Source organism: Rhizobium atlanticum, assembly GCF_030182485.1.
Classification (GTDB): Bacteria; Pseudomonadota; Alphaproteobacteria; order Rhizobiales; family Rhizobiaceae; genus Rhizobium.
The window spans coordinates 16,995-42,390 of record NZ_JAQJCJ010000002.1 but is presented as its reverse complement, the minus strand read 5'-3'; the positions used below and the strand labels follow the sequence as shown (position 1 = coordinate 42,390).

The window sequence follows — 25,396 nt, the reverse complement described above, 5'->3', positions numbered from 1 at the left end:
AACAGGTACACAACATGTCATCGCTCAAGAATAGCATCAAGGTCGCGGTCTTGCCGGGAGACGGTATCGGTCGCGAGGTCATGCCCGCTTGCCTCCAACTCATTGACGCTGCCGTCAAACTCGCAGGAGCCCCTCCCGTGACGTTCGATACGCACCAAGCGGGCGCGCAGAATTACGCCGAGACTGGCGAAGCTCTCCCCGCTTCTGCTCTTGAGGCCTGCCGTACCGCTGACGCCATCCTGTTCGGCGCGATGGGTTGGCCCGACATCCGTTTCCCTGACGGCACCGAAATCATCCCGCAGCTTGATCTGCGCATGGAATTCGGCCTCTTCGCCGGCGTACGCCCGATCCGTTGGTTCCCCGGCCTTCCTAAGGTCCTCACGGATCCGCGCGCGGAAGGTATCGATTTCGTCCTTATCCGCGAACAGACCGAGGGTCTCTTTTATGCCCGCGGTCGCGGCGAAATCCGCGATGACCAGGAGGCATATGACACCATGCAGATCACGCGCGCTGGTACCGAGCGCGTGACCGAGTTCGCCTTCCAGCTGGCCGCAGAGCGCAAGCGCCGCGGCAAGCCGGGCACAGTGACCTGCGTCGACAAGGCGAACGTCTTCGCCTCCATGGCTTTCTTCCGGAAGGTGTTCGATGAAGTCGCCGAGCTCCATCCGGAGATAAACCGCGATTACGCCTACGTCGACGCCCTCGCCCTCAACATGGTCAAGAAGCCATGGACGCTGGACGTTCTGGTCACCGAAAACATGTTCGGCGATATCCTGTCGGACTTGGCCGCAGGTTTGATCGGCGGCATGGGCATGGCCCCTTCCGCCGACATTGGAGAAAACCACGGGCTCTTCCAGCCCGCTCACGGAACGGCACCGGATATCGCAGGTAAGGGAATTGCAAATCCGAGCGCGATGTTCCTGTCCGGCGCGATGATGCTCGACTGGCTGGCGGTCCGTCACGGCGAACAGAAGCTTGCCGAAGCAGCCCGCCTCATCGAAACAGCGGTTGAACACACCCTTTCGGCGGGTCTGGCTATTCCGATGGAATACGGCGGCAATGCAAACTGCGCAGAGATGACGCGCACCGTCATCAGCTCGCTCAGGGCAGTCCAGAAGGAGGTCGCATGAGGGCGGGGCAGACGAAGCGCTTCGTGGTCGTCGTCGATTTCGTCATCTATGACGAACATGTCGAGAAATTTCGGCCCGCGATGATCGCCAATGCGGCGGCGTCAGTGAACGACGAGCCGGGTTGCACCGTTTTCGACGTGTGCGTTGACCCGGCAAACCCTAAGCACATTCATCTTTACGAGGTGTACAACGCCAAGGCTGACTTCGATTATCACCTCGAGACGGAGCACTTCCTGAGCTTCAACGAGCTCACCGCTCCGTGGGTTGCCGATAAGCGCGTCCAGACCTTCGAACTCGTCATGCAGGCATAAAGGAACGCACGATGGCAAACGAAATCAAAGCGATCGTCTTCGATACGTTCGGAACCGTCGTCGACTGGCGGGGCTCGATCATCAGCGATCTCGGTGCGTGGGGCAAAGGTGAAGGCCTTGAGGTCGACTGGGCTGAAGTCGTCGACAAGTGGCGCGACCGCTACAACCCCCAGAAGGCCCGCGTCCGCACTGGCGAGCTGCCATGGACGAACCTGGACGAACTGCATTTCGACTCCCTGAAATCGGTTTTCGCTGAAATGAGCGTTCCGGAGCTCGAACACGACAAGATGATGCACATCAACAAGGTCTGGCACCGCCTGCAGGGCTGGCCGGATGCTTCGAAGGGACTTCATCGCCTCAAGACCAAGTTCATCATCGGACCGCTCTCCAACGCGAACGTCGCGATTCTGGTCAACATGGCCAAGAACGCGGACCTGCCGTGGGACAACGTGTTTTCCTGCGAGCTATTCCAGCACTACAAGCCCGATCCCGAAACCTATCTCGGCGTCTGCAAGCTCCTGTATCTGGAACCGAGCGCCGTCATGATGTGCGCCGCGCATAACTATGACCTCGCGGCCGCCCGTAATCTCGGCCTCAGGACCGCCTTTATCACACGCCCCACCGAATATGGCCCCGGCCAGACCACGGACCTCCACGCCGAACAGGACTGGGACTTCATCGCCGACGACCTTGAAAACCTAGCAAGCAAACTCGGTTGCTGAAAGAGAGAGACACAATGCAGATCTATAAGATGTTCATCGACGGCAAATGGGAAGACGCCGTCAACGGAGAGACCTTCGAGACCCGCAACCCATTCACGGGCGAAGTTTGGGCTCAGATTCCCAAGGGCGGCAAGGACGACGCGGAGCGCGCCATTCTCTCGGCGCACAAGGCGTTCACGAGCGGCCCCTGGCCTAAGCTGACGGCAAGCGACCGCGGCCACTTGCTGCGCCGCCTCGGCGATCTGATCGCAGAAAACGCCGAGCATCTCGCGAACACCGAGGTGCGGGACAACGGCAAGCTCATCAACGAGATGCTGTTCCAGCTCAAGTACATCCCGCAATGGTACTATTACTTCGGCGGCCTGGCCGACAAGATCGAAGGCGCAGTCATCCCAATCGACAAGCCAGACACTTTCAACTTCACCCGGAACGAGCCGCTCGGTGTTTGCGTCGGCATCACCCCGTGGAACTCGCCTCTGCTGCTCCTCGCCTACAAGCTGGCACCGGCGCTCGCCGCCGGCAACACGTTCGTCGCCAAGCCATCCGAGTTCACCTCGGCCTCTACGCTGGAATTCGCCAAGCTCGTGGAAAAGGCCGGTTTCCCGGCGGGCGTCTTCAACGTCGTCACCGGATTCGGCGCAGACGTTGGCGAAACTCTCACATCGCACAGGTACGTCAGCAAGATCGCTTTCACGGGCAGCGAAGGAACGGGGCGCAAGATCGGCGAACTCGCCGCCCGCAACTTCAAGAAGGTCACGCTGGAGCTCGGCGGCAAGAGCCCGCATATCGTCTTCGCTGACGCGGAGATCGACAATGCCGTAAACGGCGTCATCTCGGGCATCTTCGCGGCAACCGGTCAGACCTGCATCGCGGGATCGCGTCTGCTCGTAGAGCGCAAGATCCATGACCAGTTCCTTGAAAAGGTCGTCGCCTTGGCCAAGACCGCACGAATGGGCGATCCAATGTCGACCGCGACGCAGGTTGGCCCGGTGACGACCCCTCCCCAACTCGAGAAGATTCTCGGATACATCGACATCGCGAAGAACGAAGGGGCTGAATGCCTTCTCGGCGGTGGCCGGCCGAGCAATCCCGAGCTGTCCAACGGCTGGTTCGTCGAGCCGACAATCTTCTCGGGCGTCCGCAGCGAAATGCGCATTGCCCAGGAAGAGGTCTTTGGTCCTGTTCTCGCGGTCATTCCTTTCGACAGCGACGAGGAAGCAATCCACATCGCCAACGACACCAATTACGGTCTCGCCGCAGGTTTCTGGACACAGGACATGCGCCGTATCCTCAAGGTCTCCTCGGCGATCCAGGCTGGAACGGTGTGGGTGAACACCTACCGTACGATCAGCTACATGTCTCCGCTGGGCGGTTACAAGCACTCCGGCATCGGTCGTGAGAACGGCATGGCATCGATCCAGAACTACATGCAGACCAAGAGCGTGATGATCTCCACGGCCGAGAGCGTTGCCAACCCCTTCATCATGAGGTGACAACAATGGCCTCTCTTCTGATTGGATGCGTCGCCGATGATTTCACCGGCGCTACGGACGTCGCGAACATTTTCGCGCGAGGCGGACTCAGGACCACGGTGCTGATCGGCGTGCCTGCCGACGACGCGCAGGTGGATGCCGAGGCGATTGTGATCGCCCTCAAGACGCGGACGACCCGTCCATCGCTCGCGGTCGCAGAGTCCCTCGACGCGTTGCGCTGGCTCCGCCAGCGCGACGCACAGAAATATTACTTCAAGTACTGCTCGACCTTCGACAGCACGCGAAAGGGCAACATAGGTCCCGTCACCGACGCGTTCCTGACTGAACTGGGCAGCGAATTCACGATCGCTTGCCCAGCCTTCCCGGCAAACGGCCGCACGATCTACAAGGGAAACCTGTTTGTCGGCGACGCGCCCCTCAACGAGTCCGGGATGCGCGATCATCCGTTGACGCCCATGAAGGATTCGAACCTCATTCGGGTACTTGCGGAACAGACGAGGCTGAGGGTTTCGGGTTGCTATCACGAAACCGTGCAACGAGGCGCGTCAGCCATTAAAGAATGGGCGTTGGCAGCGAAAGCAGAGGGTGTGTCCATCGCCGTCACCGACGCACTCGGCAACGATGATCTCGTGGAGATCGCAACGGCATTGCTCGACCTCCCTCTGTTCACTGGCGCGTCTGGGCTGGCCTACGGGCTCGTAACGGCTCTCGGCGGTGAGGTGGCACACGATCAGGATGTTTCCGAGGTGAGACGCCCGGGATTGAGGGCGGTCATCTCCGGCAGTTGCTCTGTTGCGACGAACGGCCAGGTCGAGACGATGCTGCGTAACCACGAAGGTTACCGGATCGAAGTCGACGATCTGGCCTCTGGCAAAGACGTCGTCGGAGACGCGGTGGCGTGGGCAAAAGCAAGGCTCGGCCGCAAGCCCATCCTGATCTACGCGACGGCAAGCCCCGAACAGGTCAAGGCAAACCAGGAGAAGCTGGGCGTCGAAGCGGCCGGAACTCTGGTGGAAGACGCACTCTCTGCGATTTCGTTGGCCTTGGTTGAAAACGGTGTTTCCGAACTGATCGTCGCCGGCGGCGAGACGTCCGGCGCTGTCGTGAAGGCCCTGGACGTGAAGGGCCTCAAGGTCGGCCGCGAGATTGCGCCTGGTGTTCCTTGGGTTCGTACCGACCACAAGACCGGTTCGCTTGCTCTTGCCCTCAAGTCGGGCAACTTCGGCAATTCGCGCTTCTTCCTGGATGCCTGGGAGAAGCTGTGATGTCGTCTGTCATCTCCGAAGAAACGAAGGCGCGGGATGAGATCGTAAGCGTCGGAAAGTCCCTGTTCGACCGCGGCCTCACGCCGGGGTCGTCAGGGAACATCAGCGTCCGCATGACCGATGGTCGACTCCTCATGACACCCACCAATGCATGCCTGGGCGAACTCGTCCCGGAACGCATATCGCTGTTGTCGGCGGAAGGCGTTCACGTTGGGGGCGATCGACCGACGAAAGAGGCTTTCCTCCACAAGTGCATGTACTGCGGTGGTTCGGGTGGGAACGCCGTTGTTCATCTGCATTCCACATATTCGGTCGCGACGAGCATCCTCGAAAACGTCGACGAGAAAAATGTCCTGCCCCCGCTGACGGCGTACTACGTCATGCGCGTAGGTACGCTGCCTTTGGTCCCGTACTTCCCCCCAGGAGACGAAAACTTGGCGACCGCCGTGGGAGCGGCGGCATATAGTCATCACGCCATCTTGATGGCCAATCATGGCCCGGTCGTGGCGGGCAAATCTCTGCGAGATGCCCAGTACGCGACCGAGGAACTCGAAGAAACGGCAAAACTGTTCCTGCTGCTTCAGAACCACCGAATTCGCCCCCTGACCAGCGAACAAAAGGCCGCCTTGGTTATACTGGAGTAAGCAATGACAGACAGAATGGAAAACGTACTCGCCGCCGGTCGGGTAGCTGTGATCACAGGAGCCGCCAAGGGCATCGGTGAAGCATTGGCTCGCGCCCTGGCGAGCCGCGGCATGCAACTCGCGCTGTTTGACAGTGATCGTGAGGCACTCGAGAGGTTGGCCCAGTCACTGGGTACGAACCCGCTACTGGTTGTTGGCGACGTCACGAATACCACAGACCTACGCAGGTTGCGGGACGCGACGGTGGAAAGGTTCGGTGACATTGCACTGCTGGTGAACAACGCTGGTATCTCGGCTGGCGCAGGCCCCTGGGGTGACCCGGAAGCTTGGAAGCGCCAGCTCGATGTGAACTTTGGCGGCATCCTGTCGGCTCAACATCTGTTTGTTCCCCTTCTGGTGGCCTCGGACCGCCCGTCGGCTATTGTGAACCTGGGCTCGAAGGAGGGCATTACCACGCCGCCTGGAAACGCCGCCTACTCCGTGGCCAAGGCAGCCGTGAAGGTGCTGACTGAGCAATTGTCGCATGAACTGCTGAAGGAGACGAAGGGTCGTGTCTCGGCTCACCTCCTCGTCCCCGGGTACACCTGGACGCCGATGAACGCGGCGCATAAGCCTGATGGATCGGCGAAGCCGGATGAAGCATGGACAGCGGCCGAACTCGTGGCCTACTTCCTTGATCACCTGTTCAACGACGACTTCTACATCATTTGCCCGGACAATACCGTGACCAGCGCCATGGATGCGAAGCGGATACAGTGGTCGGCAAACGACGTGATTGAAAATCGTCCGGCGCTATCACGGTGGCACCCGAACTGGAAGGACCGCTTTGCAGAGTGGATGCGGGGCTGAAGGTCGGCTCCAGCACCAACTATCAAGGGTAGAGGACTGGAGGGGATGCCGGGTCTTTTCGTATCGGAGTTGACGAGCGAGATTTTGAAGGGCAACTCTTTATCAGAGGATTCATAACACTCTTTGAGGAACCTGCTTGATGGCGTCCCAGTCCCGAGCCGCTCGATTGCTCCAGAAGGATGTAGATGACGTTACTGTGTCGACACCGGAGAAGGTCAGCCAGGCTGAGCGCGCTTACATCGAGCTCAAGCGGCTTATCCTCGACAACGAGCTACCAGCCGGGTCACAGCTCCTCGAAGCAGAAGCGAGCGATCTACTGGGCATGAGTCGAACACCCACCCGCGAGGCCATGCTGCGTCTACAGACCGAGGGACTAGTAGAGATACGATCTCGCCACGGAATGAGGGTCCTGCCGCTTTCCTCCAGAGATGTCCGCGAAATGTACGAGATCCTAACCGGGTTGGAGTCAATCGCCGCATACCAGGTGGCGAAAAGAGGCGTGTCCGAAGCCGAGATGGAGAGCCTTCGTGCCGCCATCGACGCCATGGACGCCGCCCTCACAGTCGATGATCTAACGGCTTGGGCCAAGGCGGATGAACAGTTTCATTCGCAACTGGTCTCTCTCAGCAAAAACCAGAGGTTGATTGCGGTGGTGAACCAGTTCGTGGAGCAGGCACACCGGGCTCGGATGCTTACCCTCAAACTCAGGCCCAAGCCGATACAGTCGAACCGCGATCACGAAGCCCTTATCGACGCCCTCATTCAAAAGGACGCCGAGAGTGCTAGGCAAATCCATCATGACCACCGAGAACGTGCCAAGCAGACGATCGTGGAACTGCTTGAGCGCCTCGGTTTTTGATGCCGCAATCCCGCTCTACCACTTTCGGGCATCAGGCACACCCGCAGAATTTGATCGGTGGAAATTTGAAATCTTGTCGCGCCTGCATCAGGCCGACAACCTGGAAGCCCTATCTTGCAAAGTCGACGCAAGCGGAGCGACGCAGAGCGCTGGCTCTTCGATGCGCTCGTTGCTTGCTTGTCCGTCGTTCATCTGGAACCTCGATAACATTTCGAAAAGCGAGGCTGCCTCCTTCGCGAGATTGTTTACAGCGGCGGTCGATTCTTCCACCATCGCCGCGTTTTGTTGTGTTGTTGATTCAATTTTCCTGACCGAGAAATTGATTTCCTTGAGACCGTCAGCTTGGACGCGAGAAACTTGCGCGATGGCGTCGACGTTTTGATTCACACTCTGCACGCGAATAACGATCTGGCCCAAGGCATTTCCGGCTTCATTCACCCGCTGGACCCCGCCATTTACGTGTGAGTTGGACACCTCAACCAGCGATTTAATTTCCTTTGCTGCCGCCGCAGACCTTTGTGCCAAATCTCTAACCTCCTGCGCTACCACAGCAAAACCACGCCCTGTCTCACCAGCGCGAGCCGCCTCGATGCCCGCGTTCAACGCTAAGAGGTTTGTCTGGGATGCGATTTCATCGATCACACCGATGATATTGCCTATTTCAACCGAAGAGGCTCGAATTTTTGTCATAGCCTCGACAGCCTCGCGCATTATTGTGCCGGACTTCTCGACAGTTTCTCTGGTTTCACCGACGAGGACGCCTGCTTCATGTGCTCTATGGCTAGCGTCCACCAACTGCCTCGTCATATCCGCAAGGACCGACGCCGTCTGCTCGACAACTACAGCTTGCTGCTCCGTTCTTGTCGCGAGGTCGTTAGAGGAACTGCGGATTTCTTCGGCACCTGCAGCAATCGCTTGCGCATTGTAGTTCACCTCGGACATCGCATCACGAAGCTGGCTGATCGCTGAATTAAAGTCCAATCTAAGTGGCTCTAGATCTCCCGCGAAAGGCCGGCTGAGTCGAATATGAAGGTTGCCTTGCGACAATTGTTTCAGCGCGTCGGCAACTTGTTCAACAGCTGAGCTCGTCGCTTCGGCAACGCGCTGGCGTTCCTCCCCTTCCCTTTCCAGACGCTGCCGCTCGGCATCCTGTCGATGTTGTTCGGCAATCGCTTCGCGCTCAGCCTGGTCTGAAAGATGGATCTTTAGGCTTGATATCTGCCTAGCTAGCCGGCCGATTTCATCTCTCCGTCGCTCAAGTACTCGCTCAGTCTGCATGTCGCCGGTTATCATTTGACCAACCGACTGCTGCAGCTTTGCCAGAGGCGCGATGATTGACCGGGTCGTGAGTGCTGCCGCAATTACCCCGAATAAGGCCGCAACACCTAGCGCAGTGAGGGTCATGGATTTAAATTCGTCAGAAGCCTCTTTCACTTTCCCGCCTACGCCCTGGTTCAATGCTTGCTCGTAATCGATCAACTTGTTCAAAGCACCGGTCCACGCCGTCAACTTGGGTCGAAGTTCATTTAAGAGGAGTGGCTTTGCCTGGTCTTTTTCTCCATCAAGTGTCAGCTTGGTCACTTCGGCAATTAGTGGCTCAGCTTCATTCTGAAACCCCGTCAGGCCTTCGACAAGCCGGCGCTCGGCGGCAGTGCTGAAGGCATCAGAATTCACCGCTTTCTGCAACTCCGCCGAGTTGGAGGCATAGGACGCCTGCAGCTTTTTCATCATCACGATCGTCGTCGCTTGATCCGTGCCAGACTCTGTCAAGACGATGTCGCGCAATGCGATTGCTCTATCACGAACCGTTCCGAGCATATCAATACCGTTCCGGAATTTTTGGCTATTGCCGCCATTTATGAGATTGAGCTTCGCGTTTATCTCATTTACCTGCCTTATCGACGAAAGAGACAGTATTGTCATTGCGAACAACAGCAGTCCGAAAGTCATCGACAAACGCAACGCCACGCCAAATTTCCGAAAATCACGCATTGTTCCTCCGCCGCAAAATTGCTCATCGAGTGGACATAGGTATAACCTTATACGTAATACCTTTAGTCCGGGTTAAAGCGCCTGCCTGAAGAAGGCAGTGCCGGAGGTGGAAGGAATGACAAAGGCGCCGGATCGCCCAGAGCGCATCCGCTTGCAGTGTTCACAGCGGCTCGGCGTCGCGCTATTCGGACTATCGCCACGACGGTCGCTACGGCGAGCGACGATCGAAAGCTGTAGGATGTTCTGGCAACTGGCGGAAATAAGCGGGTAAACTGAACCGATCCGAAAAGATCCGTCGCCTTCAATCGCTCTCTGTTGATGCGACTCGAACTGGTACGTTGGCACTTTCTAAAGCCAGTCGGGCATCTTCTGGCGGGTCTTGGTCTGTAATGATGACCTCAAACTCGTCGACCGTTCCAAGAACGTGAAGGGCAGTGTGATTGAAACGCTTGTGGTTCACGAGAAGGCACCGACGCGCAGCGCTTGCAATCATAGCCCGTTTCGAGCGAATGACATTGTCATCCATATGATAAACACGCGCTCCTGAAACGGCTGGCGTAGAGATGAAGGCGATGTCGGCGCTGAGGCGCGACAGGGTTTCTTCGGCCACAACGCCGAAAAACCCGTTGAACTTCACCGAATAGCTTCCGCCGACCGCGATCAGGTTGACGCCCGACTCGGTCTTGAGCCGATCAATCACCGCGGCATTATTGGTGATCACCGTCAGCGGCCTTTTCTGCGGCAGCATTTCGCCGAGCACCGACGCCATTGAGCCATCGTTGACCATGACCGTCATTCCGGGCTCGATGAGTTCGAGGGCCGCTTCGGCCATTCGGCGTTTGGCATCGCCCTCCTGCTGCTGGCGGAACCGAAAATCGCTTTCGAATTGGCCTCCTGCCTCGATCGTCGCCCCGCCACGAATTTTGCGGAGCATCCCCGCCTGCTCAAGATCGTCCAGATCTCGGTGAATAGTCATCTTCGATACTGCGAACCGATCGGATAGGTCATCCAGATCCACCATCCTCTGCTCGACCAGCAGGTCCATGATGGCCTGCCTCCGATCATCTCTCTTCATTTCCACTTCTCCGACGCCATCACTCGGATCTTTAACATCAAGCACGCGACAACACAAAGTAACATAATAACATTTTTTTATGTGATTTTGGCAGCTTTTCTTGTGAGCTCCACCGTTCAATGGTATTAAGGCCTGGCTGCGAGCGAGGATTGGCGACCATCGTCTGATCGAATAGCCACGCGGAAGATCGTCGCTTGGAAGCGATGAGGTTTTAGTTGGAAACAGGAGGGATTTCGAATGAAGATAGGAGCGCTGCGTGAGCGGCTGGACGGTGAGGCGCGCGTCTCATTGACGCCGGACTCCGCACGGCAACTTCAAAAGCTTGGGCACGAGCCGGTGGTCGAGACGGGGGCCGGAACCAAAGCGGGCATCTCGGACGACGCCTATCGCGCGGCGGGCGTCGCGATCGTCGGCAGCGCGCAGGAGCTTGTCACGGCTGCAGATGTGATCATCAAGGTCCGCCCGCCCTCCGATGATGAAGCTACTTTACTTTCGCCTGGAAAGACCCTGATCTCGTTCTTTTATCCCGCGGCGAACCAAAAGTTGCTCGAACGTGCAAGAGCTTCCGGCGCGAACGTCATCGCCATGGACATGGTGCCGCGCATCAGCCGCGCACAGAAGATGGATGCTCTGTCCTCGATGGCGAATATCGCTGGCTACCGGGCTGTCATCGAAGCGGGTGCAAATTTCGGGCGCTTCTTCACCGGGCAGATCACCGCGGCCGGCAAAGTACCACCGGCAAAGGTGCTGATCATTGGTGCCGGCGTGGCGGGGTTGGCGGCGATCGGCACCAGCGTCAGCCTCGGCGCGATCACCTACGCCTTCGATGTCCGGCCTGAGGTGGCCGAACAGATCGAATCGATGGGAGCTCAATTCGTCTATCTCGACTTTGACGCACAACAGAGCGACGGCGCAGCGACGGGTGGATATGCGGCGCCATCGTCGCCGGAGTTCCGCGAGAAGCAGCTGTCCAAGTTCCGCGAGCTTGCTCCGGAGATCGACATCGTCATCACGACCGCTTTGATACCGGGCCGCGACGCTCCGAGACTCTGGTTGGCAGACATGGTCGAGTCGATGAAACAAGGATCCGTCATCGTCGATCTCGCTGCGGAACGCGGAGGAAACTGCGAGCTCACGGTCATCAATCAAAAAGTGGTGTCGGACAATGGTGTGACAATCATCGGCTATACGGACTATCCGAGCAGGATGGCAGCCCAGGCATCGTCGCTTTATTCAACCAACGTCCGGCACATGATCGCCGACCTTACTCCGCGCAAGGATGGTGTGATCGTTCACAGCATGGATGACGATGTTATCCGTGGCGCAACTGTGACGTTTCGTGGTGACATCACCTTCCCTCCGCCACCGCCCAAGGTGCAGGCGATTGCCGCGCAGAAGCCGAAGGAGAAGACAAGGGAACTCACGCTCGAGGAAAAACGGGCTGCTGAACGCGCGTCCTTCCGCTCTGCTACACGCACGCAGGTCGGCCTGCTCTTAGTGGGAGGGTTCCTTATGGCATTGGTCGGTGCTTACGCGCCACCTGCTTTCATGGGGCACTTTATCGTGTTTGCCCTTGCGTGCTTCATCGGTTTCCAGGTGATCTGGGGAGTGAGCCATTCCCTCCACACGCCATTGATGGCAATTACCAACGCTATCTCCGGGATCATCGTGCTCGGCGCTTTTTTGCAGATAGGTTCCCCCGGCTGGCTGGTGCCGTTGCTCGGGAGCCTGTCGGTCTTGATCGCGACCATCAACATTGTCGGCGGGTTCATGGTGACCCGACGCATGTTGATGATGTTTCAAAAGTCCTGAGCGAGGAGGCTCCTATGACCATTGGAATTCAGACCGCCGCCTATATCGCGGCATCAGTCCTCTTCATTCTCGCGCTTGGCGGACTCTCCGGTCAGGAAAGCGCCAAGCGTGCCGTCTGGTATGGCATCACGGGCATGGGCATCGCGATCGTAGCCACCGTTTTCGGCCCAGGTGTCGGGCTGTCCGGAACACTCGGATTTGCTCTGGTTGTCGGTGCGATCCTCGGCACTGTTTTGGCGAAGCGTGTCGAGATGACGGGAATGCCGCAGTTGGTGGCGGCGCTGCACAGTTTTGTAGGCCTCGCCGCAGTGCTGATAGGCATCAATTCCGATCTCACCGCGCACACATTCGCAACTGCGGGCGACCAAGTCATTCATGAAGCCGAGATTTTTATCGGCGTCTTCATAGGAGCGGTCACGTTCACGGGATCGATTGTCGCCTACGGAAAGCTCTCCGGACGGATCGGCGGCAAGGCGCTGATCCTGGCCGGGCGCCACTTGTGCAACGCGGCCATAATTGTCATTTCGGTCGCGTTGATGATCTTCTACATGAACGACGCGGGACCCCTGACGCTATACCTGATGACTTTGATCGCATTCCTTCTCGGAGCACATCTGGTCATGGCGATCGGCGGTGCCGACATGCCCGTCGTGGTGTCGATGCTGAACTCCTATTCCGGCTGGGCGGCGGCGGCAACGGGCTTCCTGCTCGGCAACGATTTGCTCATTGTGACCGGAGCTCTGGTCGGATCGTCGGGTGCGATCCTGTCCTACATCATGTGCAAGGCCATGAATCGTAGCTTCCTCTCGGTGATACTTGGTGGTTTCGGCAGCTCCGCTGGGCCGCAGATGGAAATCACAGGCGAGCAGATCGCAATCGATGGCGACGGGGTTGCCGCCGCGCTCAACGACGCGCAAAGCGTGGTCATTGTACCGGGTTACGGAATGGCTGTGGCTCAGGCGCAGGCTGCGGTATCGGAACTGACGCGCAAGCTGCGCGCCGCCGGCAAGACCGTGCGCTTCGCCATTCATCCTGTGGCGGGTCGATTGCCTGGCCATATGAATGTGCTCCTTGCCGAGGCGAAGGTGCCTTACGACATCGTCATCGAAATGGACGAAATAAACGAAGACTTCCCGGAGACGGACGTCGTCATCGTCATCGGGTCGAATGACATCGTGAACCCGGCGGCGCAGGACGACCCGAACTCGCCGATCGCCGGCATGCCTGTTCTGGAGGTATGGAAAGCGAGGCAGGTGTTCGTCTCGAAGCGTGGACAGGGTACAGGATATTCGGGGATCGAAAATCCCCTGTTCTTCAGGGAGAACACTCGAATGTTCTATGGCGACGCGAAGCACTCCGTCAGCCAGCTAATCCCTCTGCTCAGGTAGATGTGAAAGAAGGCAAATTGGAAAAAGGCCGGGTCATCGACACCCGGCCTTTCTCTCTGCGCATCGTCTGGGAGGACGATTTCGAACTGAGCGCCTTCGCGTTCGTGGACCTTCTGATCCGTCACACCCTGGAACGCTCTCCGTCGGCCAGACATATCTCGACGAGCATGAGCTCGCGATCGGTCAAGCGTGACGGATAGATTTCTGAAAGCTTTTCCTCGTGCATCGGAACGATGCGGCGTTCGTCCATGCCGACGATTTTCAGCATCTCATCTGCGGACTCGATCAGGCGTGTCTGGCTGCCATTGGCGAGGCCGGGCGGTACGAAGCAAGGGTCATTTGCGTCCCCGCCGGTTAGATTGTTGTAGGTATAGATGACGTCGCCAGACAAAACATACTTGTCGGCTCCATCACCGGTCTCGACCACCACATATTGCGATCCTGCCGTGTGAGTGTCGAAGGCGGGATAGACGTGAATGCCGGGCACTAAATTCTCAACTTCCCCCTCCACCAGTTCAAGGCGGCCTTCGATGTTTGCCTGGGTCAAATAGAGGATGTCCGCCGGGTTCAATCCCGCCTGCAATGAACGGAAGCGGCGACCCTTTGCCAGAATCCACATCCAGGATTCCAATTCCTTTTTTTGAATGAAAATTTTCGCATTCGGAAAGAACTTTAGGCCGCCGATGTGATCGAAGTGGGCGTGCGTGAGGATGACATGGGTGACGTCTTGGGGCCTTATTCCGCACTCCCCGAGAACGACATCCGGAGACGTCCAACCTGTGACGCCGATTGAATTGGCGATCTTTCCTCCAAAATCGGCGGCATCGTGCCCGACATCCACCAGGACCACGGCGTCTGCTGTCTTGACGAGAATGTAGGCGAACGGCAGGTTCATTGTGCCCTGATTGTGTGCGCCATAAAACACTCCGCTGACCGGATGCACCGGGCTACGCGAGTATTCAAGCACCCAGATCGAATGTGCTCCCATGGTTTCCCTCCCCATTTTCAAATAGAGACCCTCCACAGCATGTGCTCGTATCGAAGGTCGTCGTGCCCAGAATGGCGGCCGAACGCTTCAGTTCGGTCGCCGCGTTTGCAAGCAAACGCAATAGCGTGGCGTCTGAGCCGAAGACGCCGCGCTGAAGCTGCCAATCCGCCTCTACAAGCAGGCGGTCGGTGTTTTCGAGATGACCCAGTGTATGGGTGTCGCGCGTGAGACCAAGTGAGACGGACCACACGTCACGAATGGAACGTTTTATGTCGGCGGCGCGGTCGGCGAGTTCGCCAGCCAGGAGGCGCATGCTCTTCTCCCTCGACGCCAAATGCATGAACGAATACACGGCGAGGAGCTCGCCATAGGTTCGCACGAGCGATTCGAGGTTTGCGCGCATCTCGCTCAACGCGACAGGATCAACGATCGCGTCACATTTGAAGCCGCGGCGACCCGGATCGCTGGTCATCATCGGCCAGCCGTCGGCAGAGGAGCGTTCGGCGGAAGAAGGCTCGCCTCCTTCAGGGCATCCCAAAATGCAAGGGGTATCGCCTCGTTAATCGCTTTGACGTTTTGGTCGACTTCAAATTGGCTCTTCGCGCCCATGACAAGAGTGGCCACCGCGGGGTGTGCATAGACGAATTGCATCGCCGCGGCAGGCAGGCTCACCGAATATCTTGAGCAAATGTTCTCGATAGCCTTCACCTTCTCGACGACGGCGGTGGGAACTTTGCCGTAATCGTACGTGGCCGTGGAGCCGCCAACTCCGGTCGCCAGAATTCCAGAATTGAAGATACCGCCCGCGATTACGGAGACGTTCCGCTGGAGCAACTCGTCGAACGCGGCCTCAAGAGGAGCATGGTTCAAGAGCGTGTAGCGGCCCGCAATCAGAGAGCAGTCGATCGGGAATTCACGTGCGACACCGACGACCGAGTCGGTTTCGTTGACGCCTAGGCCGATAGCTGAGACGGCACCAGTGGACCGAAGCTCGTCGAGTGCTTTGTAACCGGAGGCCCGAAGCTGATCCCAGTAGAACTCGCTCTCGTCGCCGTGCCAGGCGCGTCCGACGTCGTGCACCAGAAGGACATCGATATAGTCAAGCCCAAGACGCTGTTGGCTGTCTTCGAATGCACGCATTACGCCGTCGTAGGTGTAGTCGTAGGTGTCGAGAAACGGAAGCGGGTCGATCCAGTCGATGCCATAGACGGTCTCCAGCTTTTTCGTCCTGCTCGCAGGCTTCAACACGCGGCCGACCTTGGTGCTTACCACCACGTTTTCGCGAAGCTTGTTCGCTCGGAGGGCATGCCCGAGATAATGCTCGGATTTTCCGAAGCCGTACATCGGCGCGCAATCGAAGTAGCGGACTCCGGCCGAATATCCAGCCAGGATCGTCGCTTCGAATTCGTCGTAGGAAACGTCGGCATTAAAGCCAGAAAGTGGCACTGTGCCCAGCCCCAGCGAAGTCACCTGCACTTTGCTTTTTCCGAGCGGCCTAATTTCGAGTTCAGTCATGTAGGCATCCTTGAGATGGCGATGATGTCGAGACGACCTCGTGTCAACGTTGCCGTCTTTGTTTCGGGTAAGGCCCCGCGCCGATATGCGTGTTTGAAGGCGCGTCAGACCACGACGCGCCAGCCCTAAATCTCGGTGGACAACCTCCTCGGTCTGACTCCTCAATCAGTAAGGTGTAAGGTATAAGGTCATACCTTTATATGCAAGCCTTTTTTGGGCGCGCAGTGCTTCGATATGAATTGGTCCCCTACGCGCACCGCGGCGCGGCAGCCCGCCTCAACCGATCGTTGATTGCTCTGCCAATGCCGACCAGAGGCACCGGGGCAAATGCGATTACGTCGCCCGGCTTGGATAGGGCGTCAGCTTCAACCATGACGATGTAGAGGTTGCGAGCAGCTTCCTCGAGGTCGCCAGAGCTGGACAGCGTCAACCGGCAACCCTGGCTGTCTGGCCCAAAGCCGACCCAAACCATGCCGCCGGTCGGAGTGTTGACATTCATCTGAACTGCGGCTTCGGGAGCGTAGTGGCTCTTCAGTTGGCCGGGGACTGAGACTTTGTCCGGCTTGCTATCCTCGTCCATCCGACCTAGTAGCGTTTCCAGCGCCTCTTGGGGAACAGACCCGTGGCGTAGAATAATGGGGGAGCCGACCAAAGACAGGATGGTGGATTCGAGGCCGTGATCGCATGTGTCTTCTTCCACGATGCCCGATATACGTCCGTTCAACTGACGGGCGACCTCCGCGAACCGCGTCGAGGTGATCTTCCCCGAGCGATTGGCCGAAGGCGCTGCCACCGGAAACCCAACCGCTCGGATCAATCGCTGCGCGACTGATGACGACGGAAACCGGATTGCGACGTTTGTCATGCCTGCCGTGACGGCGGATGCGAGCCCCGCGTCCGCCCGCTTGGGCAGAAGCAATGTCAGAGGTCCCGGCCAAAAGCTGGCGGCAACCACCTCCGCTTTCCGACTGAAATGTGCCATCCTCCGGGCCATTTCCAAGTCCGAGACGTGGATGATCAGCGGGTTATGCCGTGGGCGTCCCTTTGCTTCATAGATTCGCTCGATCCCAGCTGGGTTGCTAGCGTCCGCTCCCAGCCCGTATACCGTCTCGGTCGGAAAAGCTACGACTTCGCCATTTCGCATCAGATGTGCGGCAGCTTCAATCGCGCTATCGCTTACGTCAAACCGGCGGGTGACCGTCATCAATTTCCTCGCGTTGGTTCTGGAGCGATCACCTGCAATTGTGTGGTCCACTCAATGACGGAAGATCTCCATAGGCTACCGACGCATTCCCACCCGCTATCGGAGCAGCTTCTCGACGCAGTTAAGCAAGCACGATTTTGCGTTCTTCCTAACAATCCCAAACTCGTACCGGTGGGCCAAACTCAATTCAAGCCGACCACGCTGTGCGGCACATATGGCTCCTCGAGTTCACGGATCTCGCCATCGCTCAACTTGACCTCCAACGAAGCGACGGCGTCTTTCAGATGCTGAAGCTTGGTAGCGCCAACAATTGGAGCCGTTACGCCCGCCTTGAGGTTCAGCCACGCCATCGCAACGAGAGAGCGCGAGACGTTCTTTTCCTGTGCTATCTTTGAGACGACGTCCACCACACGCCGATCCGCCGCGTCCGCGTGGCCGTAGAACCGGGCCGTCACATTGTCGGTCTGAGACCTCAAGCTGCTTTCCTCCCAGGGGCGGCTGAGGCGGCCACGAGCCAGTGGGCTGAACGCGATGATACCGACACCTTCTGATTTGCAGAGAGGTAACATCTCCCGCTCCTCCTCGCGATAAAGGAGGTTCAGCTGAGCTTGCATCGAAACGAAGCGAGACCATCCGGCAGCGTCGGACTTGTAGAGTGCGCCTGCGAATTGCCACGCGTAGCAGTTGCTTGCCCCGATGTAGCGGACCTTTCCGCTCCGGACCAGATCCGTCAGCGCTTCCAAGGTCTCCTCGATGGGCGTAGAGTTGTCCCAGAAATGAATCTGGTAGAGATCAATGTAGTCGGTCCCCAGGCGCTTCAGGCTCGCCTCGGCCTCTGCGATTATTGCTTTGCGAGAGAGTCCGATCGCATTCGCTCCATTGCGCATCTTTGCGTAAACTTTGGTGGCAATGACGACTTCGTCACGAGGCACCATCTCTCTCAGCAACCTGCCCACGATCTCCTCGCTGGTGCCGTCCGAGTAGGCGTTGGCCGTGTCGAAACAATTAATGCCCAGCTCGAGCGCCTCCTTGATGAAGGGCCTGCTGTCCTCTTCGGATAGTGTCCATGCATGATTGCCACGATCGGCTACGCCGAAACTCATGCATCCAAGAACCAGTTGCGAGATTTTCAGACCTGACCGGCCAAGTTGACGGTATTCCATCCTGTCATCTTCCTTCTGATACGGTTTTCGAGCCGAACTTAGCAAGCGCCTGCGCCAGCTCGGGGTGGGATTTGGCATATTCGTGGAGATCAACTCCGGCGACTGCGGCCTCCCACGCCGCACGGACCGCTCTCACGCCCGCGGACGGCCCGCCGGGATGGCTGACGACGCCACCACCGCAAAGATACAGGTGGTCGACCGTTTGACCGGTTCTTCGATAGGTCTCCGGTGCCTGTCCGCCCCACTGCCCGGAACAAACGACCGGCAGAGGACGATCGGTCTCTCTAAAGATCGGTTTCTGGAGATCGTGGAACGACTGGATGAACGAGTCGTCCGGTTCCCAGTATTTGGCAGCGATGCCGTTGATTTGGAATTGGTCGACGCCGAGTAGTCGCCAGAGCTGCTGATAGACCGAGAAGTCGAACCCAAGACCCGGATGGCGAGTGAGAAGATCCCAGCCGTTCCGATGGGCATGCAACACTAGCGATGAGCGTCGACGCAGAAACAGGAAAGCGCCCATCCCGATCGAATTAATGTTGATCACCGCGGCGTTGCCGCCCTCACGCACCACCATGTCGTGCTTGCGGACCATCTCGTCGGGATCGACATCGGAAATACCGAAGGCATACATCACCTTCTTACCCGTACGCTGCTCTTCGTCACGGATGATCGGCATGATCGCTTTCACCCGTGCCTCCAACGAGGAGTACGGCGGCGACATCAGCTTCTCGTCATCCTTGATGAAGTCGACGCCGGACGCAACCAGATCGGCGACCACTTCCGCTGTCTCGTGCGGGGTAAGGCCAAGCGCGGGCTTGATGATCGTGCCGATGATTGGCCGGTTATAGACACTCGTAAGTCGCCGGGAGCCGTCAATCCCGAACTGGGGGCCAGGGTAGAGGCCGTCGAACTCCGGCGGCAACTGCAGGCCGACAATCCGCAGTCCGGTAAACCCCTTGATCGACCAAACGCCACCAAGCGCAATCGTCGTCAGAGCCGATAGATCGGTGCCGACCGCTTCAAGCGGATAGGCGATCGTGGCCTGAGCGCGATTGAACGCTCTCCCCTCAAATGGAAGAGACGGCACGTCGATCCCATCCAGCTTCTCGAACGCCACGATCCTGGCGGCCGCGCGGGCTTTGAGCTCCGGCGTCTCGCCCGGCAACTCAACAAACGTTCCGGTGGATTGGTCGCTCGCTATCTTTGCGGCCAATGTCTCAGTGCTCCCCGCCGTTTCGATCCGGTAAGTGACCAGGATGTCGGAGGGCCTCGGTTGAGCCAATTCTACCGTCATGAGAGTCACGTCGTCGGCACTGGCGCGGCTGCGGGGATAAGGCCGGACGACTTCAAATCGTCCCAGAAAGCGGCCGGGATTGGGGTGGAGATCGCAGCGACATTGGCAGTCACATGTTCCGGTGTCAGTGCGCCTTGCACCACCGCGGTCACCGCTGGATGTGCGTAAACGAACTGAGTGGCGGCGGTTGGAAGCGACACGCCGTGCCGTTCGCACACAGCCTCGAGCGCTTCGACCTTACGGACGATCGCTTCAGGCGCGGGCTGGCAATCATAGGTCCGCGTCGTCGTCATCGACTTGCTGCCCTCGGCGAGAATGCCCGAGTTGTAGATGCCGGCGGCGATGATGCCGATGCCGCGACGCTGCATTTCGGGGTAGAAATGGTCGAGCGCGCCATGGTTCAGAAGAGTGTAGCGTCCGGCCACCATGGAGCAGTCGAGGTCGAACTCCTCCGCCACCTGCAGGACCGAAGCGGTCTCGTTCACACCGAGGCCGATCGCCTTGACGGAACCTGTCCGGCGCAACTCGTCGCACGCCTTGTAGCCGCTGGCCCTAAGCGCCGACAGATGCGTGTCGTACGCTTCACGATGCCATTCCCCGCTCACGTCGTGGAGATAGAGGATATCGATGTGGTCCATCCCCATACGCTGCTGACTGTCCTCGAACGCACGCATGATGCCATCGTAAGAATAGTCGTACTCGTCGACGAACGGCAGCGCCTTAACCCAGTCGATGCCGTACAGGCTTTCGGCACGCTTGGCGCGGCTTTCCGGCTTGAGGATGCGTCCCGCCTTGGTGCTGACGACGACCTTGCCCACGAGATCGTTGTTCCGCAGGACATGGCCGAGGGAGTGTTCCGACTTTCCCAGCCCGTACAGAGGTGCCGTGTCGAAGTAACGGACACCCAGCTCATAGGCCTCGAGAACCACCGCCTCGAATGTCGGGAAGCTGACGTCGACATTGCAGCCTCCGAGCGGCGACGTTCCCAGCCCGAGCGAGGTGAGCGTCACATCCGTCTTTCCAAGTTTTCTTTCCAACATGGTGGTCGATCCTATTTCCCTGTCTTGTAAGGCGGGCGGCCCGCGCGGGCCGTCCGCCATTTTCCAATTACATGTACTTTTCTACGTTGGTGGAATCGAGGATCAGCCACGGCACGGTGTAGTCCTTCTGGGTGCCGTCTTTCCATTCCATCAGCGAGCCCCAGATTTCGGACTGCGGCTTGTAGCTTTCGCCCTTGATCGCGCGAAGGGCCAGGTCGACCGCGCCCTGGCCTTCGGCACGGGCGTATTTGTAAAGGCTGACCGCCATCTCGCCCTTCTTCACGGCCCGCTTGGCGTCCGGAATACCGTCGATCGCCAGGACGGGAACCGTCTTCAGGTCGATGCCGGAGCTCTTCATCGCTTCAATCGCACCCAGCGCCATTTCGTCGTTCTCGGCGAGGACGCCGTTGATCTGGCCCGGATGCGCGAGCAGCCAATTCTCCATAAGAGCCTGACCTTCGGCTCGGCTCCAGTTGCCGGTCTTGTTCTCGATGAGCTTGAGGTTCGGGAATTTGGCCAGGCCAGCGTCGATGCCGGCGCGGCGCTCGATCTGGGCCGACTGGCCGATCGGTCCTTCCATGAGGACGACGTTGCCCCCGTTTGGAAGGCGCTTGCCGAGCTCGTCAGCAATGATACGGCCGCCTTCGGTATCGTTGACGATGATCGACGCGGTGTAGTTCGTCGACTTCGTCTTGAGCGCCGACACGATCAGCGGGATTTTCGCTTCGGCGGCCTTGTCGATCGGCGGTGCCGAGGCCTCAAGATCGAACGGAGCCATGATGATCGCATTGAACTGCTGGGTGATTGCAGTGTCGATCTGGTTGGCCTGGGTCAGGGGGTCGTACTTGCCGTCGAAGACGGTGATCTCGACCTCGCCGGACTTCACGGCGGGGTGGTTCTTGATTTCCGTCGACCACGCCTTCATGTATTCGCCAGACTCACCGAACGACAGGGCTGCGATGCGGATCTTGTCTTGCGCGACCGCCCATTTCGGTCCGGTCAGTGTCGCCGCGGCGAGTGCCAGTCCCACACCTGCCTTGAGCAGGCTCCTCCTAAACGTCTGCATTTTATTGATCTCCTCTGGTTTAAAAACTGCCCGAACACGGCTTGCATGACCGGGCATTGTCGCCGACCTCGTCGGCGGCAATTCCGAAATTCGTCATTTGCGGATTTGATCGGCGATGACCGCGACCACGATGATGGTGCCCTTGAGCACCTGCTGGTAGTAGGACGACACCCCCATCAGATCCATGCCGTTATTGATGGTGCCAATGATCAGCGCGCCGATCAGAGTGCCAAGCAATGACCCACGGCCGCCTGCGAGGCTGGTGCCGCCGATGACGACGGCGGCGATGGCGTCGAGCTCGTAGCCAATACCCGCCTGCGGCAGCGCCGCGGTTGTCCGCGCGGTCAACACAAGCCCAGCCAGGCCGGCCAAGAGGCCTGAGATGACGTAGGTCGCGCCGACGATGATTTTCGTCGAGATGCCGCTCGTACGCGCTGCTTTCTCATTGCCGCCGACAGCGTAGACGTAGCGACCGAAGGTCGTGTAATTCAGAACGACCCATCCGATGATGAATACGAGAAACAGGATGATAATCGGAACCGGGATGTACATGACCTGGCCCGAGCCGATCCACTTGTAGGCGTCGGAAAGATTGGGGATCGGGCTTCCTTGGGAGAAGATCAAGGTCAGACCGCGGGCCACGCTCAACATTCCAAGCGTCACCACGAACGGCGGAACCTTGATTGCCGCCACGAGGACGCCGTTCACCAGGCCGAGGCCCGCGCCCACAGCAAGTCCGGCCAAGATGCCGATGAGGACGAAGTGCTCGTTCGTTTCGGTGACCAGGCTCGCAGCAATCATGCCGGCAATTGCCATGACCGAGCCTACGGACAGGTCTATGCCTTTGGTCAGGATCACGAAGGTGACACCGATCGCCAGAATGCCGTTGATCGACGACTGGCGAACCAGATTCAGCCAGTTCGGCCAACTCATGAAATACGGGCTGGCGAACGAAAAGAACGCGACGATCAGGAAGAAAACCACGACAATACTGAATTGCCGTATGATCTCTCCGGCACGGAAGCTTCCTGATTTTCCAATAGCGATTGTATTCATTACTCGAATCCTCCCATTGACCGATTGGCGCTGTCGATCAGCTCGCCAAATCCATGAGCGTCTGTTGTGATGCCTCGGCACCGTCGATTATGTTGACGAGCTGCCCCTGCTTGAAAATCGCGATCCTGTCGCTCAGCTGCATGATCTCCGGTGCCTCGGAAGAAACTACGAGTACGCCGTTACCCTTTGCCGCGAAGTCGCGCAGGAACGCGTAGATCTCCTGTTTCGAACCTTCATCGATGCCGCGCGTCGGCTCGTCGCAAATCAGGAGCTTCGGATTCGTCAGGAGGCATCTGGCCAGCACGACTTTCTGCTGGTTTCCGCCCGACAATGTTTCGACGGCGACGTCCGGCGAGGCCGATTTGATCCGCTGGGAGACGATCATGTCTCGGACCGCGCTGCGCTCTTTGTCACCTCGGATAAAACCGCTGACAGCCATCAAGGCGAGCGAGGAGAGCGTAATGTTATGAGCAATCGACGCCGACAACACGAGCCCGCTATCCTTACGGTCCTCGGTCACCATAGCCATTCCACGTTGGATCGCTTCCTTCGGGCTGCCCGGTCTCACCCTGCCGCCGTTGAAAACAACCTCACCTCCAGTCGGCGAATGCAGTCCAAATATCGTCTCGAGGAATTCGGTTCGTCCGGACCCGAGTAGCCCGTAGATGCCGACCACTTCACCCGATGCCACCTCCAACGAGATGTCCCGAAAGTGGGTACCTCTGGCCAGATTCGAGACTGAAAGAAGGATCGGCGCGTCTTCGAGAGGCTTGCCCTTTTCGACCAGCTTGACTTCTCGGCCTACGATCTGTGTCACGAGATGACGACGGTCGATGTCCTTAATATTTCCGGTCTCGATAAAACGGCCGTCACGGAATACCGTGTATTCATCCGCAATCTCGAAGATTTCGGTGAGTTTGTGCGACACGTAGATAATCGCGGAACCACGCGCGGTGAGTTTACGGAGCGCGTTGAACAAGACGTGGACTTCGTGTTCGCCGATCGCCGAAGTCGGCTCGTCCATAATGACGATATGCGCGCGGTAGCTGAGCGCCTTGGCGATTTCAACGAGCTGAACCTGGGCGAGGCTCAGTTCCCCCATCTTCTTACGGGCGTCGACGTCGAAACCCAGTTCATCAAGGAAAGCTTGAGCGTCCTTGCGCATCTGAGCGAAATCGACAAAAACGCCAAGTCTCTTCGGTTCACGGCCAAGGTAAAGGTTCTCGGCGACGGTCATCTCGGGAACGGGAGAAAGCTCCTGGGTGATAATGGCGATCCCGTGGCGCAGAGCGTCCGCCGCGCTTTTGAAGTCGACTTGTTCGCCATCGATCTCAACTGTTCCTCCATCGCGGCGGAGCAATCCCATCGTGATATTGAGAAAGGTCGACTTGCCCGCTCCATTACCACCGCACAAAGCATGGACCGTGCCGGCCTTTAGGGTCAGTCGTCCGTCGACCAGCGCCGGAACACCGTTGAACGACTTTTGCACGCCCTCAGCCCGGAGAAGCATGCGTTCCGGCGAAGCAAGCGCGGGTGACAGGGCTTCAATCTTCTCAGTTGCGTTGACCATGATATGACGTCATACCTCATAAAACCGAAAACTACGCCGCTGTAAGCGCGCGGCATTCGCGCTGGCTCTAGGCGCTCTCCAATCCCAGGATCGCGCGCGCCTCGTCCGGTGTGGCAGGATCGCGCCCAACTTTCTGGGCGACCTCCACAGCACGGGATATGATCTCTGCGTTCGTGGGTGTGCCGAACTCACGATAGGGGTAATCGCCGATGCCAATCGCCATATGGCCGCCCAGTCGGCAAATCGCAGGAGCGATGTTCAGTAGATTGCCTCCCAGGCAATTTACCGTCCACTCGATGGGCCGGTCGTCTGGCAGGAATGCAAGATGCGCCATGAGACCAGCCTCGGTGGGGGGATGACCGGTGATGTACCGCCCTCCAGTAAGGTGGAGGAGAAAGTAAGCAGGACCCCTTACGAGACCGGCATCCATCATGGCAACGGCGCGCCGTGTAAATCCAACGGACCAAGAGACCAGTTTCGGCTTCACGCCTCTCTCGGCTAGGACCCGCGCATAATGCGCGAGGCTTTCGGTTGTGTTCAGATAGAGCCGCTCGGGATTTTCAAAGGTGCGCTGTTCGGCGTCCCAAAGTTCGAGATTGGCCGATCCGGTATCGATCGGAGCGATGTCGGGCCGCGTGGCAGGGTCTAAGGCCAGGGTTGCAACCGTGTCGATGCGCTTCTTGGCGTCGGAGTCATTCGAAATGAAGCCAAGAGTGGGGAGGATCAGCAGATCGGTTGCGCCCCTGACTTGACGGATGACTTCGGCATTCGCTTCGACTGTGTTCGTCGCGCCTCCGTCGGGTGTTCTCGCGTGGTAATGGAGGATCGCCGCTCCCGCCTTCCGAGCCGCAATGGCGGCCTCAACGATCTCGTCGGCGGTGTATGGGATATTTGGATTGGAGGTACGCGGAGCGTACTCGTTGACCCTAGCTTCGAGGATGATCTTCTTTTGCATCGCCC

At 58.5% G+C, this 25,396-nt stretch carries 23 protein-coding genes; 10 read left to right on the top strand and 13 right to left on the bottom strand.

Annotated elements, in window-relative coordinates:
* Positions 1-14: 14 nt before the first annotated feature.
* From PH551_RS02600 to PH551_RS02565, 8 genes are all read left to right on the top strand, one after another.
* Positions 15-1,130: an isocitrate/isopropylmalate dehydrogenase family protein gene (locus PH551_RS02600; protein ID WP_285191745.1), complete on the top strand. Its 1,116-nt coding sequence runs from the start codon at positions 15-17 to the stop codon at positions 1,128-1,130.
* Positions 1,127-1,441, top strand: coding sequence for a putative quinol monooxygenase (locus PH551_RS02595; protein WP_285191744.1), 315 nt, complete (start codon positions 1,127-1,129; stop codon positions 1,439-1,441). The genes PH551_RS02600 and PH551_RS02595 overlap by 4 nt, the downstream gene beginning before the upstream one ends.
* 11 nt (positions 1,442-1,452) lie before the next feature.
* On the top strand, positions 1,453-2,163 hold the full coding sequence (locus PH551_RS02590; RefSeq protein WP_285191743.1) for a haloacid dehalogenase type II: 711 nt from the start codon (positions 1,453-1,455) through the stop codon (positions 2,161-2,163).
* Positions 2,164-2,177: 14 nt separating this feature from the next.
* The gene (locus tag PH551_RS02585; RefSeq protein WP_285191742.1) at positions 2,178-3,656 is read left to right on the top strand and encodes an aldehyde dehydrogenase; all 1,479 of its coding nucleotides are present in this window, start codon (positions 2,178-2,180) and stop codon (positions 3,654-3,656) included.
* Positions 3,657-3,661: 5 nt separating this feature from the next.
* Entirely contained in the window at positions 3,662-4,921 is a 1,260-nt protein-coding gene (gene otnK / locus PH551_RS02580; protein WP_285191741.1) for a 3-oxo-tetronate kinase, read from the top strand.
* On the top strand, positions 4,921-5,565 hold the full coding sequence (otnC, locus tag PH551_RS02575) for a 3-oxo-tetronate 4-phosphate decarboxylase (protein ID WP_285191740.1): 645 nt from the start codon (positions 4,921-4,923) through the stop codon (positions 5,563-5,565). The genes otnK and otnC overlap by 1 nt, the downstream gene beginning before the upstream one ends.
* 3 nt (positions 5,566-5,568) lie before the next feature.
* The gene (locus PH551_RS02570) at positions 5,569-6,414 is read left to right on the top strand and encodes an SDR family oxidoreductase (protein ID WP_285191739.1); all 846 of its coding nucleotides are present in this window, start codon (positions 5,569-5,571) and stop codon (positions 6,412-6,414) included.
* Between the two features lie 139 nt (positions 6,415-6,553).
* Positions 6,554-7,273, top strand: a complete 720-nt coding sequence (locus PH551_RS02565) for a GntR family transcriptional regulator (protein ID WP_285191738.1) — start codon at positions 6,554-6,556, stop codon at positions 7,271-7,273.
* A gap of 87 nt (positions 7,274-7,360) precedes the next feature.
* Here PH551_RS02565 and PH551_RS02560 read toward each other — a convergent pair whose 3' ends face one another.
* Positions 7,361-9,265, bottom strand: coding sequence for a methyl-accepting chemotaxis protein (locus PH551_RS02560; RefSeq protein WP_285191737.1), 1,905 nt, complete (start codon positions 9,263-9,265; stop codon positions 7,361-7,363).
* A 301-nt stretch (positions 9,266-9,566) separates the two neighbouring features.
* Complete coding sequence (locus PH551_RS02555) at positions 9,567-10,340, bottom strand: DeoR/GlpR family DNA-binding transcription regulator (RefSeq protein ID WP_285191736.1); 774 nt, start codon at positions 10,338-10,340, stop codon at positions 9,567-9,569.
* 237 nt (positions 10,341-10,577) lie between these two features.
* Here PH551_RS02555 and PH551_RS02550 point away from each other — a divergent pair, with 237 nt between their 5' ends.
* Both PH551_RS02550 and PH551_RS02545 read left to right on the top strand, forming a co-directional pair.
* Positions 10,578-12,152: a Re/Si-specific NAD(P)(+) transhydrogenase subunit alpha gene (locus tag PH551_RS02550; protein ID WP_285191735.1), complete on the top strand. Its 1,575-nt coding sequence runs from the start codon at positions 10,578-10,580 to the stop codon at positions 12,150-12,152.
* Between the two features lie 14 nt (positions 12,153-12,166).
* The gene (locus PH551_RS02545; RefSeq protein WP_285191734.1) at positions 12,167-13,540 is read left to right on the top strand and encodes an NAD(P)(+) transhydrogenase (Re/Si-specific) subunit beta; all 1,374 of its coding nucleotides are present in this window, start codon (positions 12,167-12,169) and stop codon (positions 13,538-13,540) included.
* 121 nt (positions 13,541-13,661) lie between these two features.
* On the opposite strand, the gene PH551_RS02540 is transcribed toward PH551_RS02545, so the two are convergent.
* The 11 genes from PH551_RS02540 to PH551_RS02490 all read right to left on the bottom strand — a co-directional run bounded on the left by PH551_RS02540 (position 13,662) and on the right by PH551_RS02490 (position 25,391).
* The gene (locus PH551_RS02540; RefSeq protein ID WP_285191733.1) at positions 13,662-14,528 is read right to left on the bottom strand and encodes an N-acyl homoserine lactonase family protein; all 867 of its coding nucleotides are present in this window, start codon (positions 14,526-14,528) and stop codon (positions 13,662-13,664) included.
* Complete coding sequence (locus PH551_RS02535) at positions 14,500-15,003, bottom strand: hypothetical protein (protein WP_285191732.1); 504 nt, start codon at positions 15,001-15,003, stop codon at positions 14,500-14,502. Before PH551_RS02535 ends, PH551_RS02540 begins: the two co-directional genes overlap by 29 nt.
* Positions 15,000-16,043 carry an aldo/keto reductase gene (locus PH551_RS02530; RefSeq protein WP_285191731.1) on the bottom strand — a complete coding sequence of 348 codons (1,044 nt, stop codon included), beginning with the start codon at positions 16,041-16,043 and terminating at the stop codon, positions 15,000-15,002. The genes PH551_RS02535 and PH551_RS02530 overlap by 4 nt, the downstream gene beginning before the upstream one ends.
* Before the next feature lie 247 nt (positions 16,044-16,290).
* Positions 16,291-17,247 carry an L-threonylcarbamoyladenylate synthase gene (locus tag PH551_RS02525; RefSeq protein WP_285191730.1) on the bottom strand — a complete coding sequence of 319 codons (957 nt, stop codon included), beginning with the start codon at positions 17,245-17,247 and terminating at the stop codon, positions 16,291-16,293.
* A gap of 182 nt (positions 17,248-17,429) precedes the next feature.
* Positions 17,430-18,410 carry an aldo/keto reductase gene (locus PH551_RS02520; protein ID WP_285191729.1) on the bottom strand — a complete coding sequence of 327 codons (981 nt, stop codon included), beginning with the start codon at positions 18,408-18,410 and terminating at the stop codon, positions 17,430-17,432.
* A gap of 4 nt (positions 18,411-18,414) precedes the next feature.
* Positions 18,415-19,704, bottom strand: coding sequence for a 3-oxo-isoapionate-4-phosphate decarboxylase OiaX (gene oiaX, locus PH551_RS02515; RefSeq protein WP_285191728.1), 1,290 nt, complete (start codon positions 19,702-19,704; stop codon positions 18,415-18,417).
* A 5-nt stretch (positions 19,705-19,709) separates the two neighbouring features.
* Positions 19,710-20,744, bottom strand: a complete 1,035-nt coding sequence (locus tag PH551_RS02510; protein ID WP_285191727.1) for an aldo/keto reductase — start codon at positions 20,742-20,744, stop codon at positions 19,710-19,712.
* 67 nt (positions 20,745-20,811) lie between these two features.
* Positions 20,812-21,810 (bottom strand): substrate-binding domain-containing protein, encoded by a 999-nt coding sequence (locus PH551_RS02505; protein ID WP_285191726.1) that lies wholly within the window; start codon positions 21,808-21,810, stop codon positions 20,812-20,814.
* Positions 21,811-21,903: 93 nt separating this feature from the next.
* The gene (locus PH551_RS02500) at positions 21,904-22,866 is read right to left on the bottom strand and encodes an ABC transporter permease (protein WP_097600938.1); all 963 of its coding nucleotides are present in this window, start codon (positions 22,864-22,866) and stop codon (positions 21,904-21,906) included.
* 37 nt (positions 22,867-22,903) lie between these two features.
* Positions 22,904-24,436, bottom strand: a complete 1,533-nt coding sequence (locus PH551_RS02495; protein ID WP_285191725.1) for a sugar ABC transporter ATP-binding protein — start codon at positions 24,434-24,436, stop codon at positions 22,904-22,906.
* Between the two features lie 67 nt (positions 24,437-24,503).
* The gene (locus tag PH551_RS02490; RefSeq protein WP_285191724.1) at positions 24,504-25,391 is read right to left on the bottom strand and encodes a beta-keto acid cleavage family enzyme; all 888 of its coding nucleotides are present in this window, start codon (positions 25,389-25,391) and stop codon (positions 24,504-24,506) included.
* Positions 25,392-25,396 lie beyond the last annotated feature (5 nt).

What these genes read in the sequence shown, in the direction of transcription:
- PH551_RS02600 (WP_285191745.1), top strand. Translation starts at nt 15, where the DNA reads ATGTCATCGCTCAAGAATAGCATCAAGGTCGCGGTCTTGCCGGGAGAC.
- PH551_RS02595 (WP_285191744.1), top strand. Translation starts at nt 1,127, where the DNA reads ATGAGGGCGGGGCAGACGAAGCGCTTCGTGGTCGTCGTCGATTTCGTC.
- PH551_RS02590 (WP_285191743.1), top strand. Translation starts at nt 1,453, where the DNA reads ATGGCAAACGAAATCAAAGCGATCGTCTTCGATACGTTCGGAACCGTC.
- PH551_RS02585 (WP_285191742.1), top strand. Translation starts at nt 2,178, where the DNA reads ATGCAGATCTATAAGATGTTCATCGACGGCAAATGGGAAGACGCCGTC.
- otnK (WP_285191741.1), top strand. Translation starts at nt 3,662, where the DNA reads ATGGCCTCTCTTCTGATTGGATGCGTCGCCGATGATTTCACCGGCGCT.
- otnC (WP_285191740.1), top strand. Translation starts at nt 4,921, where the DNA reads ATGTCGTCTGTCATCTCCGAAGAAACGAAGGCGCGGGATGAGATCGTA.
- PH551_RS02570 (WP_285191739.1), top strand. Translation starts at nt 5,569, where the DNA reads ATGACAGACAGAATGGAAAACGTACTCGCCGCCGGTCGGGTAGCTGTG.
- PH551_RS02565 (WP_285191738.1), top strand. Translation starts at nt 6,554, where the DNA reads ATGGCGTCCCAGTCCCGAGCCGCTCGATTGCTCCAGAAGGATGTAGAT.
- PH551_RS02560 (WP_285191737.1), bottom strand. Translation starts at nt 9,265, where the DNA reads ATGCGTGATTTTCGGAAATTTGGCGTGGCGTTGCGTTTGTCGATGACT.
- PH551_RS02555 (WP_285191736.1), bottom strand. Translation starts at nt 10,340, where the DNA reads ATGAAGAGAGATGATCGGAGGCAGGCCATCATGGACCTGCTGGTCGAG.
- PH551_RS02550 (WP_285191735.1), top strand. Translation starts at nt 10,578, where the DNA reads ATGAAGATAGGAGCGCTGCGTGAGCGGCTGGACGGTGAGGCGCGCGTC.
- PH551_RS02545 (WP_285191734.1), top strand. Translation starts at nt 12,167, where the DNA reads ATGACCATTGGAATTCAGACCGCCGCCTATATCGCGGCATCAGTCCTC.
- PH551_RS02540 (WP_285191733.1), bottom strand. Translation starts at nt 14,528, where the DNA reads ATGGGAGCACATTCGATCTGGGTGCTTGAATACTCGCGTAGCCCGGTG.
- PH551_RS02535 (WP_285191732.1), bottom strand. Translation starts at nt 15,003, where the DNA reads ATGATGACCAGCGATCCGGGTCGCCGCGGCTTCAAATGTGACGCGATC.
- PH551_RS02530 (WP_285191731.1), bottom strand. Translation starts at nt 16,043, where the DNA reads ATGACTGAACTCGAAATTAGGCCGCTCGGAAAAAGCAAAGTGCAGGTG.
- PH551_RS02525 (WP_285191730.1), bottom strand. Translation starts at nt 17,247, where the DNA reads ATGACGGTCACCCGCCGGTTTGACGTAAGCGATAGCGCGATTGAAGCT.
- PH551_RS02520 (WP_285191729.1), bottom strand. Translation starts at nt 18,410, where the DNA reads ATGGAATACCGTCAACTTGGCCGGTCAGGTCTGAAAATCTCGCAACTG.
- oiaX (WP_285191728.1), bottom strand. Translation starts at nt 19,704, where the DNA reads ATGACGGTAGAATTGGCTCAACCGAGGCCCTCCGACATCCTGGTCACT.
- PH551_RS02510 (WP_285191727.1), bottom strand. Translation starts at nt 20,744, where the DNA reads ATGTTGGAAAGAAAACTTGGAAAGACGGATGTGACGCTCACCTCGCTC.
- PH551_RS02505 (WP_285191726.1), bottom strand. Translation starts at nt 21,810, where the DNA reads ATGCAGACGTTTAGGAGGAGCCTGCTCAAGGCAGGTGTGGGACTGGCA.
- PH551_RS02500 (WP_097600938.1), bottom strand. Translation starts at nt 22,866, where the DNA reads ATGAATACAATCGCTATTGGAAAATCAGGAAGCTTCCGTGCCGGAGAG.
- PH551_RS02495 (WP_285191725.1), bottom strand. Translation starts at nt 24,436, where the DNA reads ATGGTCAACGCAACTGAGAAGATTGAAGCCCTGTCACCCGCGCTTGCT.
- PH551_RS02490 (WP_285191724.1), bottom strand. Translation starts at nt 25,391, where the DNA reads ATGCAAAAGAAGATCATCCTCGAAGCTAGGGTCAACGAGTACGCTCCG.